Raw genomic sequence first — 14,891 nt, forward strand, 5'->3', positions numbered from 1 at the left:
ATGCTGACCGTCAACAAACTCATTCCCCGCGGCCAGGGCCTGGCCCCGGCCCTGCTCAAGCGCGCCACCAGCCTCTCGCTGGACTGGGACCAGCGCCAGAAAAGCCGGCTCGATGCGAGCGACAGCCAGGGTCGCGCCCTGGGCATCTTCCTGCCGCGCGGCACCGTGATGCGCGGCGGCGACGTGCTGGTGGCCGAGGATGGCTCGCTGATCCAGGTGCAGGCCGCGCCGCAGGCGCTGCTGCGCGTCAGCAGCTGTGCCGAGCATGGCTCGCCCTTCGACCTGCTGCGCGCGGCCTACCACCTGGGCAACCGGCATGTGCAGCTGGAACTGACGCCCGAGCATCTGCAGTTCGAGCCCGACCATGTGCTGGCTCAGCTGCTGCGCCAGATGCATCTGATCGTCACCGAGGTGCAGGCCGCCTTCGAGCCCGAGGCGGGCGCTTATGCGGAATCACATGCCGGCCATGGGCACGATCACGGGCACGGCCACGGCCATGAACACAAGCACGAGCAGGTCGTGCATGTGCATGGGCCGGGCTGCCGGCATTGATGCACGAACTCAGCTGCGGTAGTCGGCGTTGATCGACACGTAGTCGTGGCTGAGGTCGCAGGTCCACACCGTGGTGTGGGCCAGGCCGCGGTGCAGCTTCACGCGCACCGTGATCTCGGCCTGCTTCATGACGCGCTGGCCGTCTTCCTCGCGGTAGTCGGGGTGGCGGCCACCCTGGCGCACCACATGCACCTCATCGAGGAACAGATCGATCAGGGTCTGGTCCAGGTCGGCGATGCCGGCATAGCCCACCGCCGCCAGGATGCGACCCAGGTTCGGGTCGCTGGCGAAGAAGGCCGTCTTGACCAGCGGTGAATGCGCGATCGCGTAGGCGGCCAGCTGGCATTCGGCCTCGTCGCGGCCGCCCTCCACCTGCACCGTGATGAACTTGGTGGCGCCCTCGCCGTCGCGCACGATCGCCTGGGCAAGCTGCTGCGACACCGCGATCACCGCCTCGCGCAAGACCTGACCCTCGGCGCTGGACAGGCTCTCGATGCGCGCATGGCCGGCCTGCTGGGTGGCGATCAGCACGAAGGAATCGTTGGTGGAGGTGTCGCCGTCGATGGTGATGCGGTTGAAGGAGGCGTCCGCCGCATCGCGCACCAGGCTTTGCAGCAACTCGGGCGCGATATTGGCGTCGGTGGCCACGAAGCCCAGCATGGTGGCCATATTGGGGCGGATCATGCCGGCGCCCTTGGAGATGCCGCTGATGGTGACCGTCTTGCCAGCGATCTGCACCCGGCGCGAGGCCGCCTTGGGCAAGGTGTCGGTGGTCATGATGCCGGCGGCGGCATCGGCCCAGGCATCGGCCTTCAGCGCCGCCAGCGCGGCCGGCAGGCCGTTGATGATGCGATCCACCGGCAGGGTTTCCATGATCACGCCGGTGGAAAAGGGCAGGATCTGGCTGGGCTGCACGCCCATCAGCCGGGCCAGCGCGTCGCAGCTCTGGCGCGCGCGCTGCAGGCCGTCTTCGCCGGTGCCGGCATTGGCATTGCCGGTGTTGATGAGGATGGCGCGGATGCCACCGTGCGAAGCCAGGTGCTCGCGGCAGATCTGCACCGGCGCAGCGCAGAAACGGTTCTTGGTGAACACGCCGGCCACCGCGGCGCCCTCGTCCAGCGCGATCACGCTCAGATCGCGCCGGTTGGCCTTGCGTATGCCGGCCATCGTCACCCCCAGGCGCACACCGGGCACGGGGAACAGAGAGGCGGGATCGGGGGCGCTGAGATTGACGGGCATGGGCTGGCTCTGACAGAAGGGAATGGCGCGAATTGTAGGCACCCCCGAATGACAAAGGGCTTCCGAAGAAGCCCTTTTCCTGCCTGCGCCCTGCGGGCCCTAGGCTCAGCGCCCCTGGCGGCGGCGCGCCATGAAGCCCACCGCCATCAGGCCGGTGGCCATCAGCAGATAGCTGCCGGGCTCGGGCACGCTGGAGACCGTCACCAGGTCCTGGTAGGTCGGGTTGGACAGGCGCGTCAGCGTGTACTTGGCGTCGCCCTGGTAGCCTTGGGCGTCCGACAGGTACTTGTTCGCCAGCGAGGCCAGTGCCGCGTCGTCGGCCGTGCTGCCGGTGCTGGTCCAGCCGAACTGGAAGGTGCCGGCGTTCACATCCAGCGCGGCCGTCTTTTCATGCGTGATCTCCCAGATGGCCGTCTGGAAGGCGGCCTTCTGGAAGTCGCTGCTGACGCTGCCGTAGTTGCTGGAGAACAGGCCTTGCAGCAGCACGCCGGTCGCGCCGCCGAAGCTGGAGGCGGTGTAGATCTGGCTGCCCAGGGCGGACGGGGCATGCGTCTGCGCCAGTTCGATGCAGAAGGCGGCAAAACTCTGGCCGCCCGCGGTGTACTGCATCGCGCCGGACAGGAATTCATCGGTCAGCGTGGTGCTCAGCTCCACACCGCTGGTGGAGACATACTCAATGCTCACATTGCCCAGGGCCTGCGCCCCGGCGGCGCCGGCCAGGGCCAGCGTGGCGATCAAAGTCTTGCTGTAGGCGTTCATCTCGTCGGTACCTTGTTGTCGGGGCGAGGACAGGGATCAGCGCGCCGCGCGCTTGCGGCCAAACACGGCCACACCGGCCAGCGCCAGCGCGACCAGCGCCAGACTCTGCGGCTCTGGGACCGCATTGGCCGTGACGGTGTAGGAGCCCTTGACCTTGTCGTTGCGATCCAGGCCGTTGACGGTCAGCGTCCAGTGCCCGGCGCTCAGGAACACGCGGCTGAGCGCGATGGTGTCGTCGAAGAAGGTCACCGGAATCGTCTTGCCCTTGGCATTCGTCTCGGTGCCCGCGACGGTCTGCCAGCCGGAGCTGATGAAGGCGGTGGCGTCGGGCGTGCTGTCGAACACGAAGGATTGCGCGCCCTTGCTGAGCACCACCGACTGGATGGTGACGTCATTGGCGTCCTTGCTGCGGGTCAGCAGGCTGAGGTCGAACAGGCCGTCGGCATCGACATTGAAGGGGTGCGACTCGCTGAACGCCCCGCCATTGAGCAGATTGCCGTGCAGGACGCCGCTGTTGAAGCTGACCGGCGCGGCAAGCGCCGAGCCAGCGGCCAGAGCCAAGCAGGTGGAATTTGCCGCAAGTTTGATCTTCTTCATAAGCGTGGATGTCTTGTTGGGTCTGGATGCACCGGCACGGTGCCTACCTCCCGCACCGTGGACTTCACTTTAGGGGGGTACCCGGGTTCTGGGCACCCCCCACCCATGTGGGCAGCGCTTGAAATTCGCGCAATAGCGCACAGTCCCCCGCAAGCCGGGGGGATGCCCGCGCATGAAAAAGGCCGCGGAAGCGGCCCTTGTGCGGGAACTGCAGCGACTCAGCTGAGCTTGCCGTGGCAGGCCTTGTACTTCTTGCCGCTGCCGCAGGGGCAGGGATCGTTGCGGCCGACGTGGCCGAACTGCGTGGCCGGGTCGGTGTCCTGCGAGACCGAACCATCCTCGTTGGGGTGGGTGTAGGTCACGTTGCTGACTTGCTCGGCACGCTCCTCGATCGCCTCGGCGGCGCGGCTGGCCTCCTCCTGCGACTGGATGCGCACGTTCAGCAGGGTGCGGGTGACCTCCATCTTCACCACGTCCAGCAGCTGGGAGAACAGCTCGAAGGCCTCGCGCTTGTACTCCTGCTTGGGGTTCTTCTGGGCGTAGCCGCGCAGATGGATGCCCTGGCGCAGATAGTCCAGCGCCGCCAGATGCTCGCGCCAATGTTGGTCGATCGACTGCAGCAGCACCATGCGCATGAAGGGCGTGAACTGCTCCAGGCCCACGCGCTCCAGCTTGTCGGCGAAGGAGGCGTCGCCGGCCTTCACCACCAGCTCGACGATGTCCTCGTCGGTGATGGAGTCGCTCTTCTTGAGCTCGGCCACCAGCGGCACCTCGAGCTGCCACTCGTCCTTCAGCACGCGCTCGAGCTGGGGCAGGTCCCACTGCTCTTCCAGGCTCTCGGCCGGCACAAAGGTGCGCACCACGTCGGTCAGGCTGCTGGCGCGCAGATTGGCCATCTGGGCCACCAGGGTCTCGGCCTCGAGGATGTCGTTGCGCTGCTGGTAGATCACCTTGCGCTGGTCGTTGGAGACGTCGTCGTACTCGAGCAGCTGCTTGCGGATATCGAAGTTGCGCGCCTCGACCTTGCGCTGCGCGCTCTCGATCGAGCGCGTCACGATGCCGGCCTCGATCGCCTCGCCCTCGGGCATCTTCAGGCGGTCCATGATGGCGCGCACGCGGTCGCCCGCGAAGATGCGCATCAGCTGGTCGTCCAGCGAGAGGTAGAAGCGCGAGGAGCCCGGGTCGCCCTGGCGGCCCGAACGGCCGCGCAGCTGGTTGTCGATGCGGCGGCTCTCGTGGCGCTCGGTGGCGATGATGCGCAGGCCGCCCTCGGCCTTGACCTTGTCGTGCAGGCCCTGCCACTCGTCCTTGAGCTGCTGGATGCGCGCGGCCTTGTCGGCCTCGGCAATCGCCGCGTCAGCTTCGATGAACTGGATCTGCTTCTCGACGTTGCCGCCCAGCACGATGTCGGTGCCGCGGCCCGCCATATTGGTGGCGATGGTGATGACGCCCGGGCGGCCGGCCTGGGCCACGATCTCGGCCTCGCGGGCATGCTGCTTGGCGTTCAGCACCTGGTGCGGCAGCTTGGCCTTCTTCAGCAGCTCGGAGATCAGCTCGGAGTTCTCGATCGAGGTGGTGCCCACCAGCACCGGCTGGCCGCGCTCATGGCAGTCGCGGATGTCCAGGATCACCGCGTCGAACTTTTCCTTCGAGGTCTTGTAGACCAGGTCCAGCTCGTCCTTGCGGATGGTCGGGCGGTTCGGCGGGATCACCACGGTCTCGAGGCCGTAGATCTCCTGGAACTCATAGGCCTCGGTATCGGCCGTGCCGGTCATGCCCGAGAGCTTGCCGTACATGCGGAAGTAGTTCTGGAAGGTGATCGAGGCGAGCGTCTGGTTCTCGCTCTGGATCGCCACGCCTTCCTTGGCTTCCACGGCCTGGTGCAGGCCATCGCTCCAGCGGCGGCCGGTCATGAGGCGGCCGGTGAACTCGTCGACGATGATGACCTCGCCGTTCTGCACCACGTAATGCTGGTCCTTGTGATACACGTGCTGGGCGCGCAAGGACGCGTACAGATGGTGCATCAGCGTGATGTTGCCGGCATCGTAGAGGCTGGCGCCCTCGGCCAGCAGGCCGGCCTCGGCGAGCAGGCGCTCGGCGTTCTCGTGGCCGTCTTCGGTCAGGTAGATCTGGTGCGACTTCTCGTCGACGGTGAAGTCGCCCGGCACCTCGACGCCCTCACCGGTGCGCGGATCCAGCTCGCCGATCTGCTTCTTCAGCAGCGGCGAGACCTTGTTGATGGCCAGGTAGACATCGGTCTGGTCATCGGCCTGACCCGAAATGATCAGCGGCGTGCGCGCCTCGTCGATCAGGATCGAGTCGACCTCGTCGACGATGGCGTACGAGAGGCCGCGCTGCACGCGGTCCTTGGTCTCGTAGACCATGTTGTCGCGCAGATAGTCGAAGCCGTATTCGTTGTTGGTGCCGTAGGTGACGTCGGCGGCGTAGGCAGCCTGCTTCTCCTCGCGCGGCATCTGCGGCAGGTTGATGCCCACCGTCAGGCCCAGGAAGTTGTAGAGCTTGGCCATCCACTCGGCATCGCGGCGTGCCAGGTAGTCGTTCACCGTCACCACATGCACGCCCTTGCCGGTGAGCGCATTCAGGTAGACCGGCAGCGTGGCCATCAGGGTCTTGCCCTCGCCGGTGCGCATTTCGGCCACCTTGCCGGAATTCAGCACCATGCCGCCGATCAGCTGCACATCGAAGTGGCGCATCTTCAGCGCGCGCTTGCCGCCCTCGCGGCAGACCGCGAAGGCCTCGGGCAGGATCGCGTCCAGGCTCTCGCCGCCGGCCACGCGCTGCTTGAACTCCGCCGTCTTGCCGCGCAGCTGCTCGTCGCTGAGCGCCTCGAACTGCGGCTCCAGCGCATTGATCTGCTGGACGATGCGACGGTAGCCTTTGAGCAGGCGGTCATTGCGACTGCCGAAAATCTGGGTAAGAAGCTTGGGCAACATGCAGCGTAGTGGTTCGGTAGCGTGCGCCCCGGCGCAAGCCTGGACGCTAAAGATGTTCGGCGGCGCCAGGCGCACCGGAATGCGGTCGCGCTCAGGCCGTGGCGGGTTTGTTTATTGGTTTGGAAATTTCTGACGCCGGAACAAACTGGGGGCGCCCCCGCGCAAATGCAAGCGCGCGCCCGGCAGCTTCTCGCTCCAGAAAAACCCGCGGAGTTTAGCATCCGGCCCCCTGTGCCCTCGCCGCGCCGGCCCCGGGACTACACTGAGGCCATGCGTTCCCGCTCGCCCCGCTACCTGGCCCAGCCCAAGGGCCCCTCCGTGCCCGAGCCCCTGACCATCGCCACGGCGCTGAGCCAGCACAGCGGGCTGGCGCGGCTGGGCCTGCTGATGCAGGAATCGAACCGGCGCATGGCCGTGGTGCGCGTGGCCCTGCCGGGCGCACTGGCGCGCTTCGTGTTCGCGGGGCCGCTGGATGAGGAAGGTTGGACCATGCTGGCGGCCAATGCCGCTGTGGCCGCCAAGCTGCGTCAGCTGCAGCCCCGGCTGGAGCTGCTGCTGCAGGAACAGGGCCTGATGCAGGGCAAGCTGCGCATCAAGGTGCAGCAGCATTAGATGGGGCTTGAAGCGCCTGATTCAGCGAGATGGTGCCGGCTATCGGATTCGAACTGATGACCTACCGCTTACAAGGCGGTTGCTCTACCAACTGAGCTAAGCCGGCACGGCTTCAAGAGCTGCGCATTCTATGCGCAAAAAAACATCACTTCACGCGCTTGAGCGAGGGCCGTCCGCCGCCCGGGCCGGCCGGCGTATCGTCGCCATCGTCGCGACCCTCGTCCTTCGCAGGCTCGGGCACCACCGCCGGCGCGGGCGCTGGTTCCGCCTGGCCAGCCAGGCGCAGGCCGCGCAAGGGCGTGGCCGGGCGCGGCGCGGCCGTAGCCGCGGGCGGCGTGGCCACGGCATTGGGCTCTTCCGGCGTGGGCGCCGGGAAGGCCATGCCCTGGCCGTTCTCGCGCGCATAGATGGCCACCACGTGATCGACCGGCACATGGATCTCGCGCGCCACCCCGCCGAAGCGGGCCTTGAACTGGATGAACTCGTTCCCCAGGTCCAGGCTGCTGGTGGCCTCGAAACCCACGTTCAGCACGATTTCGTTGTTGCTGACGTACTCCATCGGCACCTGCACATGGCGATCCACATGCACCGCGATATAGGGCGTGAAACCGTTGTCGGTGCACCAGTCGTGCAAGGCCCTGATCAGATAGGGCCGGGTGGACGTGCTGGGCGCGCCGGCGGACGCGCCGCCATCAGAGTTTTGATCCATGCTGCGGCGGTGCTCTCTTACTTGCGCATGACCTTTTCGGACGGCGTCAGCGCCTCGATATAGGCCGGGCGCGAGAAGATGCGCTCGGCGTACTTCAAGAGCGGCAGGGCGTTCTTCGACATGTCGATGCCGTAGTAGTCCAGGCGCCACAGCAGCGGCGCGATGGCCACGTCGAGCATCGAGAAATCGTCGCCCAGCATGTACTTGTTCTTCAGGAAGATCGGCGCCAGCTGGGTCAGGCGATCGCGGATCTGCGAGCGCGCCTTCTCAAGCTGCTTGTCGGTCGCCTTGACGGCCTGCGAGCGGCCTTCCAGCACGTTCACATGCGCGAACAGCTCCTTCTCGAAGTTGAGCAGGAACAGGCGCACGCGCGCACGCGCCACCGGATCGCCGGGCATCAGCTGCGGATGCGGGAAGCGCTCGTCGATGTACTCGTTGATGATGTGCGACTCGTACAGGATGAGGTCGCGCTCGACGAGGATGGGCACCTCGTTGTACGGGTTCATCAGGGCGATGTCTTCGGGCTTGGCGAACAAGTCCACATCGCGGATTTCGAAGTCCATGCCCTTCTCGAACAGCACAAAGCGGCAGCGGTGCGAGTAGGGGCAAGTGGTTCCAGAATAAAGCACCATCATGGCGGCGGACTCCTGAAGTTCAGGTCAAGGACAGATTTCATGTCCGGGCAGCGGGCCCGATCACAAAAGGCAAACGCAGTGGGTGCCCGAGAGCGCCCCACTGCGTACTGGGCCCGGCTGGTGCCGGGCCGCGGATGCTTACTTCACGTCTTTCCAGAAAGACGCATTCAGACGCCATGCGAACACGGTGAACACAGCCAGGAACAGCAGCACCATCACGCCGAGGCGGAAGCGCTGCGCCTGGGCCGGCTCGCCCATCCACTGCAGATAAGCCACCAGATCACCCACGGCCTCGTCGTACTGGCGCGGGCTCAGGGTGCCGGGCGTGAGCTGCTCGTAGCCCTTGAACACATGCACCTTCTTGCTCGCGTCGTGCGGATCGGCGGCTTCCTCGAACTTGGCGGCACGCTGGCCCTGCAGTTCCCACAGCACATGCGGCATGGCCACGCTGGGGAAGGCCATGTTGTTCCAGCCGGTGGCCTTGGTCTCGTCGCGGTAGAAGGTCCGCATATAGGTGTAGAGGTAATCCGCACCCGAGCCCTTGGCACCGTCGGCACGCGAACGTGCGATCACGGTCAGGTCAGGCGGCAGCGCCCCGAACCATTCCTTGGCCTGCTTGGGGTCCAGCGACACCTTCATGGTCTCGCCAACCTTTTCCGACGCGAACAGCAGATTGCTCTTGATCTGGGCTTCGGTGAGGCCCAGGTCGCGCAGCCGGTTGTAGCGCATGAAGGCTGCCGAATGGCAGTTCAGGCAGTAGTTGACGAAGATCTTGGCGCCGTTTTGCAGCGCCGCCACGTCCGTCATCTTCTCCTTGGGGAACTTGTCCCACTCGATGCCGCCCGCGGCGGCTTGAGCGCCGCTCACGAGGCCCAGGCCCAGCAGCAGCGTAGCGATGAGTTTTTTCATATCGGTCGACTCCGGTGCTGTTGGCTCAGTGAGGGTGGAAGGTCACGCGCTCGGGCACCGCCTTGGGCGTGCCCAGCTTGCTCCACCAGGGCATCAGCAGGAAGAAGCCGAAGTAGAACAGCGTACCGACCTGGGCGATCAGGGTGCCGATATCGGTCGGCGGCTGGATGCCCAGATAGCCCAGCACCAGGAAGAACACCACGAACACGCCGTACATGTACTTGTGCCAGTCGGGGCGATAACGGATCGACTTGACCGGGCTGTGATCCAGCCAGGGCAGGAAGAACAGGATCACCACGGCACCGCCCATCACCACCACGCCCCAGAACTTGGCGTCGAAGGTCTTGAGCAGGAAGATGGCCACGGCAGCGATCACCAGCGTGGCAATCTTGCCCTTGCCGGAGAAGTTGCCCTTCAGCACCGTCAGCACCGCACCCAGGCCCACCACACCGGCCAGCACGTTCACCATCGGATCGGTGGTGGCGCGCAGCATCGAGTAGAAGGGCGTGAAGTACCACACCGGCGCGATGTGCGCGGGCGTCTTCAGCGGATCGGCCGGGATGAAGTTGTTGTACTCCAGGAAGTAGCCGCCCAGTTCCGGTGCGAAGAAGATGATGGCGGTGAACACCATCAGGAACAGGCCCACGCCATACACATCGTGCACGGTGTAGTAGGGATGGAAGGGAATGCCATCCAGCGGATGGCCGTTCGCATCCTTGGGTGCCTTGGGGCCCTTGATCTCGACGCCGTCGGGATTGTTGGAACCCACTTCATGCAGCGCAATGATGTGCGCCACCACCAGGCCCAGCAGCACCAGCGGCACCGCGATGACGTGGAAGCTGAAGAAGCGGTTCAGCGTGGCATCGCCCACCACGTAGTCGCCGCGGATCAGCAGCGCCAGGTCGGGGCCGACGAAGGGCACGGCGGCGAACAGGTTCACGATCACCTGGGCGCCCCAGTAGGACATCTGGCCCCAGGGCAGCAGATAACCCATGAAGGCCTCGGCCATCAGGCACAGAAAGATGCCGCAACCGAAGATCCAGACCAGCTCGCGCGGCTTGCGGTACGAGCCATAGATCAGGCCGCGGAACATGTGCAGATACACCACCACGAAGAACGCCGAGGCGCCGGTGGAGTGCATGTAGCGGATCAGCCAGCCCCAGGGCACATCGCGCATGATGTACTCGACCGAGCCGAAGGCCAGGGCCGCATCGGGCTTGTAGTGCATCACCAGGAAGATGCCGGTGACGATCTGGATCACCAGCACCAGCATCGCCAGCGAACCGAAGATGTACCACCAGTTGAAGTTCTTCGGAGCGTAGTACTCCGACATGTGCTCCTTGTACATCTTGGTGGCCGGGAACCGGTTGTCCACCCAGGTCATGAGCTGTTCGCCCATGGATGCGCCTGCGGGAGCTTCTTTGAATTCAGCCATGTTGATTGACCTCTGTGCTCTAGCGTCAGGCAGCCTTGTCCTCACCAATCAGCAGCTTGGTGTCGGACAGGTACATATGGGGCGGCACTTCGAGGTTGTCGGGCGCCGGCTTGTTCTTGAACACGCGGCCCGCCAGGTCGAAGGTCGAGCCGTGGCAGGGGCACAGGAAGCCGCCAGTCCAGTCGTCGGGCAGCGAGGGCTGGGCACCGGCCTGGAACTTGTCGCTCGGCGAGCAACCCAGGTGCGAGCAGATGCCCACTACCACCAGATACTCGGGCTTGATCGAGCGCGCCGGGTTCTTGGCGTACTCGGGCGTCGGATAGGCCGTGCGAGCCGAGGCCGGGTCGGCCAGCTGCGCCTCGTTCTTCTTCAGCGCTTCGAGCTGCTCGGGCGTGCGGCGGACGATCCACACCGGCTTGCCGCGCCATTCGACGGTCAATTTTTCGCCGGGTTTGACGGCGCTGATATCGACTTCAACGGCAGCACCGGCGGCCTTGGCACGCTCGGAGGGCGAAAAAGTACTGACAAAGGGCACGGCGGTGGCGACGCCGCCAACGGCACCGGCGCAACCGGTGGCAATCAGCCAGGTGCGCTTGCCTTGGTCCACTTGCTGGTCACTCATGTGGGTCCTCAATGGAGACTTCTGATCAGGGGCAACCGGGGATTCTAACGGACGCCGTCAAGCCCCCGACCCGGCTTTGATCTGCGCGAGCGCAAAAACCCTTGATCGACCGCCGCACGAGGCATGATCTGACCCCTGGTTTAGCCTGAGGCCGAAGCCGCTGCAGGACGGCCCCAAACAAGCACAATAGCGCCAGACCAAACAAACGGACCGTCATGGTCCACACAGGAGCGACACATGGGTTTCATGAGCGAATTCAGGGAGTTTGCCGTCAAGGGCAATGTGGTGGACCTGGCGGTGGGCGTGATCATCGGTGGCGCCTTCGGCAAGATCGTCGACTCGGTGGTGAAGGACCTGATCATGCCCCTGGTCGGCAAGGTGGTCGGCGGCCTGGACTTCTCCAACTACTTCGTCATGCTCAGCAGCCCGCCGGCCGACTTCAAGGGCCCGATGACCTATGAGGCGCTCACCAAGGCCGGCGTGCCGCTGTTCGCCTATGGCAGCTTCCTCACCGTGCTGCTGAACTTCCTGATCCTGGCCTTCATCATTTTCCTGATGATCAAGCAGATCAACCGCCTCAAGCGCAGCGACGCCCCGGCACCCGCCCCGGTGGAGGCGCCGGTGACGCCGGAAGACATCGTGCTGCTACGCGAAATCCGCGATTCGCTCAAGCGTGACAAAGCGTAAGGCATGCCGGATCTGTCAGGTATTGCGCAGGGCCTGTGCGCCATGCGCAGGCAATGTCATTGAGCGCCCGGGAATGGCGCGATACTTGCCGGCATAGCTTGTGGCTTCAAACCCACAGCAAGGCCCATAACCCGCCATGAATTCGCCCGACATCCGACTCAACCCGCACCTGGAAGCTGCGCTGCAGCGCGTACGCACGGCCGCCGAGCAGGCCGCCGAGCGCGCGGCCGAGGGCATGGGCATGGCCGCACTGTCGGCCGGCCAGGCCAAGCGGCGCGACGTGCTGCTGGTGACGCAGATGCTGTTCCGCAAGCAGCAGGCGTTGTTTTCCAATGGCTTCTACCAGTCGCTGCGGCGCCAACTGGCGGCGAATGCGGCGCCCGTGGCCGTGAAGGCCGGTGAGCCCATGGCCAAGAGCGCCAAGAGCAGCACCAACTGGGGCGAGCTGTCGCTGATGGACGACGACCAGGTCAACGCCATGGTCGCGGCCGACCGCATCGGCCTGGCGATCGGCCACCAATGCGAGTGGGAGCTGCGCGAGGTCGAGTCCTATATCGGCAATCTGGCGCCCGACTCCGAGCGTCCCGAGGACCGCAACCCCCTGCGCCCCCAGGTGATCGCCCAGGCCCTGCTGGACGGCATCCAGGTCGTCAGCGACGACAGCGAAACACGCCAGATCCTGTCCGATGAGCTGACACGCTCGCTGGCGCAGGAAATGCGCGCCTGCTACGCCGACATCGCCGGCCTGCTGCGCAGCCGCGGCCTGCGCCCGCAGGACCTGCGCGTGCGCGGCACCGCATCCGCGCGCGCGCCCGGCGGCCCCGACACCATGAACAGCGCCTACGGCGACCTGGCCTCGACGCGCAGCGGCATGCCGACCATGGGCGGCGCCTGGGGTGGCCGCGGCATGGCTGCTGCGGGCTCGATCGGCGAGGTCGACCCGCGCATGATGGACCTGCTGCGGCGCCTCGCCCACATGCCCGTGATGCCGGGCGCGTCCGGGGCAGGCGCGATGCAGGGCGACAGCGCCTACGGCGCATCCGGCCACTTTGACGGTGGCGGCCGCATGACCGGCTGGAATGAGGACTACGGCGACCCCGGCTGGGCTGGCCAGCTGCCGCCCAATCTGATCCATGTGCATCGCGATGAGCTGCGCCAGGCCGCCAGCGGCAACCTCGACCACATGGTGATCGACGTGGTCGGCAGCCTGTTCGACCAGATTCTTTCCGACCCCAAGGTGCCGCCGCAGATGGCACGCCAGATCGCGCGCCTGCAATTGCCGGTGCTGCGCGCGGCGCTGGGCGACAACAGCTTCTTCTCCTCGCGCAAGCACCCGGTGCGGCGCTTCGTCAACCGCATTGCCTCGCTGGCCTGCGCCTACGACGATTTCTCCGAGGACCCGGGCAAGGCCTTCCTGGCCCTGGTGCGCGAGCTGGTGCAGGAAGTCGCCAACGGCGATTTCGACCGCATGGATCTCTACGAGACCAAGCTGGACGAGCTGGAGCGCTTCATCGGCGAACAGACCAGCGCGGCCCTGCAGGCGCAGGGCAACGCGGCCGAGCTGGTGGAGCGCAAGGAAACCGATCTGCGCCTGCAGCAGCGCTACACGCAGCAGCTGCAGGCGGCGCTGGCGCCCATCACCATGCCGGAATTCCTGCGCGTGTTCCTGGCGCAGATCTGGAGCCAGGCCATCGTGCTGGCGGCGCGCGACCCCAAGTCGGCGCCCGAGCGCGCCGAACGCTACCGCCAGTTCGGCCGCGACATCGTGCTGAGCGTGCAGCCCAAGGCCGGCTCGCCGCAACGCCAGGCCTTCCTGGCCTCGCTGCCCAAGCTGATGGCCACGCTCAACGAGGGGCTGGACCTGATCCGCTGGCCGGAGGCCGCGCGCAAGCAGTTCTTCGGCGCACTGCTGCCTGCGCATGCCGATTCGCTCAAGGGGCAAGCCCTGACCCCGCTGGAGTACAACCTGCTGGCCAAGCAGCTGGAGGGCGTGTTCGGTTGCGCCCCGCCGAGCGAGAAGGATCTGCCCGCCGGCGGCAGCGTCACCGTGCCGGCCGAGTTGGACATGGGCAGCCGGCTGAGCGCCGAAGAGGCCAAGAGCCTGGGCCTGATGAACGAGGCCGCGGTGGACTGGAACGGCCAGGTCGACATCGACCTCGGCGCCGAGGCACCGCTGCAGTCCGTGGACATCAGCATCGACGGCCTGCCCGCCGTCGAGGACGAGGCCGAACCCAGCTCGGGCGGCCTGCTGATCGACCATCTGCAGCTCGGCTTCGCCTACCAGATGCACACCGGCGACCAGTGGCACAAGGTGCGCCTGGCCCATATCAGCGCCGGCCGCAGCTTCTTCATCTTCACCCAGGGCCACAAGCACCAGGAAACCGTCACCATGACGGCACGCATGCTGCGCAAGCTGTGCGAGTCCGGCCGCCTGCGCGCCTTCGAGAACGCCTACCTGATCGAACGCGCCACCGCGCGGGCCCGCAAGCAGCTGGCCGCGCTCAACTCACGTCACTGATCAGAACACGCGCCGGGGTTCGCGGAAGTCCTTGGGCTGGCTGTCCGAGGTCTCGAGCTGCAGCGACACCAGCGCCCGCCCCTCCACCGGCTTGCCGTTGACCTCCTGCGGCCGGAAGCGCCAGGCCTCCAGCGAGGCCTTGCCGAACTTGCGCACCGACTCCGGCATGCCCGGCAGCGCATCCACCACGATGTCGCGGCACAGGCCCTCGACGGTGACGGTGCAGGCCACCGTCACCGCGCCGCTCCAACCCGGCGAATTCTTGGCATCGGCCGGGTAGCCGACGAAGTTGCGCTCGATCGGCAGCGGCGCCATCTCCAGGCCCTTGATGGCCACCGCGCCGGCGGCGGCGTCCTTGCGCACCTCCAGGCTCACCCGCACGCCGGTACGGAAGGTGGCGGGCTGCCCCTGCTCGCTGACCGGCGGAATGCGCGCGCGCAGCACGCGGCTGCGCAGCTGGGCCCAGAAGGCCGGCGTCTGCTCGGCCTCGTCCTGCGCCTGCAGCTCGCGCACCTGGCCGGTGGCATCGAACAAGGCGTCGAACCAGACCGCCGTCCGGTAGCTCTCCTCGGCATGGGCACTGGTCTGCAGAGCCAGGCCGCTCAGAAGCAGCGCCCATAGAGATTTTTTCATACCGCTCCCTCGACTCGTTAGGCCTCGCAG

The 14,891-nt window shown here is 66.1% G+C and carries 13 protein-coding genes, 1 tRNA gene and 1 pseudogene; 4 read left to right on the forward strand and 11 right to left on the reverse strand.

The window, feature by feature from the left end; all coding sequences use genetic code 11:
• Positions 1-549 (forward strand): annotated as a pseudogene (gene ureE / locus AC3WQY_RS14830) (urease accessory protein UreE); the annotation flags it as partial.
• Between the two features lie 12 nt (positions 550-561).
• On the opposite strand, the gene argJ reads toward ureE, so the two are convergent.
• The 4 genes from argJ to secA all read right to left on the reverse strand — a co-directional run bounded on the left by argJ (position 562) and on the right by secA (position 6,101).
• Positions 562-1,791 carry a bifunctional glutamate N-acetyltransferase/amino-acid acetyltransferase ArgJ gene (gene argJ, locus AC3WQY_RS14835; RefSeq protein WP_492709424.1) on the reverse strand — a complete coding sequence of 410 codons (1,230 nt, stop codon included), beginning with the start codon at positions 1,789-1,791 and terminating at the stop codon, positions 562-564.
• A 105-nt stretch (positions 1,792-1,896) separates the two neighbouring features.
• A complete protein-coding gene (locus AC3WQY_RS14840) occupies positions 1,897-2,550 on the reverse strand; it encodes a PEP-CTERM sorting domain-containing protein (protein WP_492709426.1) in 654 nt (217 codons plus the stop codon).
• Between the two features lie 36 nt (positions 2,551-2,586).
• Entirely contained in the window at positions 2,587-3,111 is a 525-nt protein-coding gene (locus AC3WQY_RS14845; RefSeq protein ID WP_492709428.1) for a PEP-CTERM sorting domain-containing protein, read from the reverse strand.
• Between the two features lie 254 nt (positions 3,112-3,365).
• On the reverse strand, positions 3,366-6,101 hold the full coding sequence (gene secA, locus AC3WQY_RS14850) for a preprotein translocase subunit SecA (protein WP_492709430.1): 2,736 nt from the start codon (positions 6,099-6,101) through the stop codon (positions 3,366-3,368).
• 270 nt (positions 6,102-6,371) lie between these two features.
• On the opposite strand from secA, the gene AC3WQY_RS14855 reads away from it, so the two are divergent.
• Positions 6,372-6,713 (forward strand): hypothetical protein, encoded by a 342-nt coding sequence (locus tag AC3WQY_RS14855; protein ID WP_285233337.1) that lies wholly within the window; start codon positions 6,372-6,374, stop codon positions 6,711-6,713.
• Positions 6,714-6,743: 30 nt separating this feature from the next.
• Here AC3WQY_RS14855 and AC3WQY_RS14860 read toward each other — a convergent pair.
• The 6 genes from AC3WQY_RS14860 to petA form a co-directional block, all read right to left on the reverse strand.
• Positions 6,744-6,819: transfer RNA gene (locus tag AC3WQY_RS14860), tRNA-Thr, on the reverse strand.
• A 39-nt stretch (positions 6,820-6,858) separates the two neighbouring features.
• Positions 6,859-7,422, reverse strand: coding sequence for a ClpXP protease specificity-enhancing factor (locus AC3WQY_RS14865; protein ID WP_492709432.1), 564 nt, complete (start codon positions 7,420-7,422; stop codon positions 6,859-6,861).
• Positions 7,423-7,439: 17 nt separating this feature from the next.
• Complete coding sequence (locus AC3WQY_RS14870) at positions 7,440-8,057, reverse strand: glutathione S-transferase N-terminal domain-containing protein (protein ID WP_195793978.1); 618 nt, start codon at positions 8,055-8,057, stop codon at positions 7,440-7,442.
• Between the two features lie 138 nt (positions 8,058-8,195).
• Positions 8,196-8,966: a cytochrome c1 gene (locus AC3WQY_RS14875; RefSeq protein WP_492709435.1), complete on the reverse strand. Its 771-nt coding sequence runs from the start codon at positions 8,964-8,966 to the stop codon at positions 8,196-8,198.
• 25 nt (positions 8,967-8,991) lie between these two features.
• Positions 8,992-10,401 (reverse strand): cytochrome b, encoded by a 1,410-nt coding sequence (locus AC3WQY_RS14880; RefSeq protein ID WP_285233369.1) that lies wholly within the window; start codon positions 10,399-10,401, stop codon positions 8,992-8,994.
• Positions 10,402-10,426: 25 nt separating this feature from the next.
• Positions 10,427-11,023, reverse strand: coding sequence for a ubiquinol-cytochrome c reductase iron-sulfur subunit (gene petA / locus AC3WQY_RS14885; protein WP_285233370.1), 597 nt, complete (start codon positions 11,021-11,023; stop codon positions 10,427-10,429).
• A 237-nt stretch (positions 11,024-11,260) separates the two neighbouring features.
• On the opposite strand from petA, the gene mscL reads away from it, so the two are divergent.
• Positions 11,261-11,710: a large conductance mechanosensitive channel protein MscL gene (mscL, locus tag AC3WQY_RS14890; RefSeq protein ID WP_285233371.1), complete on the forward strand. Its 450-nt coding sequence runs from the start codon at positions 11,261-11,263 to the stop codon at positions 11,708-11,710.
• Between the two features lie 136 nt (positions 11,711-11,846).
• Positions 11,847-14,228: a DUF1631 family protein gene (locus AC3WQY_RS14895; RefSeq protein ID WP_492709438.1), complete on the forward strand. Its 2,382-nt coding sequence runs from the start codon at positions 11,847-11,849 to the stop codon at positions 14,226-14,228.
• Here the strand turns inward: AC3WQY_RS14895 and AC3WQY_RS14900 are convergent, their stop codons facing one another.
• Positions 14,229-14,861 carry an energy transducer TonB gene (locus tag AC3WQY_RS14900; RefSeq protein WP_492709440.1) on the reverse strand — a complete coding sequence of 211 codons (633 nt, stop codon included), beginning with the start codon at positions 14,859-14,861 and terminating at the stop codon, positions 14,229-14,231.
• Between the last annotated feature and the right edge of the window lie 30 nt (positions 14,862-14,891).

It is taken from the genome of Roseateles sp. FW301-B2 (assembly GCF_058788955.1).

Excerpts from the sequence above, each read along its gene's own strand:
- argJ (WP_492709424.1), bottom strand. The coding sequence starts at position 1,791 with ATGCCCGTCAATCTCAGCGCCCCCGATCCCGCCTCTCTGTTCCCCGTG.
- AC3WQY_RS14840 (WP_492709426.1), bottom strand. The coding sequence starts at position 2,550 with ATGAACGCCTACAGCAAGACTTTGATCGCCACGCTGGCCCTGGCCGGC.
- secA (WP_492709430.1), bottom strand. The coding sequence starts at position 6,101 with ATGTTGCCCAAGCTTCTTACCCAGATTTTCGGCAGTCGCAATGACCGC.
- AC3WQY_RS14855 (WP_285233337.1), top strand. The coding sequence starts at position 6,372 with ATGCGTTCCCGCTCGCCCCGCTACCTGGCCCAGCCCAAGGGCCCCTCC.
- AC3WQY_RS14865 (WP_492709432.1), bottom strand. The coding sequence starts at position 7,422 with ATGGATCAAAACTCTGATGGCGGCGCGTCCGCCGGCGCGCCCAGCACG.
- AC3WQY_RS14870 (WP_195793978.1), bottom strand. The coding sequence starts at position 8,057 with ATGATGGTGCTTTATTCTGGAACCACTTGCCCCTACTCGCACCGCTGC.
- AC3WQY_RS14875 (WP_492709435.1), bottom strand. The coding sequence starts at position 8,966 with ATGAAAAAACTCATCGCTACGCTGCTGCTGGGCCTGGGCCTCGTGAGC.
- AC3WQY_RS14880 (WP_285233369.1), bottom strand. The coding sequence starts at position 10,401 with ATGGCTGAATTCAAAGAAGCTCCCGCAGGCGCATCCATGGGCGAACAG.
- petA (WP_285233370.1), bottom strand. The coding sequence starts at position 11,023 with ATGAGTGACCAGCAAGTGGACCAAGGCAAGCGCACCTGGCTGATTGCC.
- mscL (WP_285233371.1), top strand. The coding sequence starts at position 11,261 with ATGGGTTTCATGAGCGAATTCAGGGAGTTTGCCGTCAAGGGCAATGTG.
- AC3WQY_RS14895 (WP_492709438.1), top strand. The coding sequence starts at position 11,847 with ATGAATTCGCCCGACATCCGACTCAACCCGCACCTGGAAGCTGCGCTG.
- AC3WQY_RS14900 (WP_492709440.1), bottom strand. The coding sequence starts at position 14,861 with ATGAAAAAATCTCTATGGGCGCTGCTTCTGAGCGGCCTGGCTCTGCAG.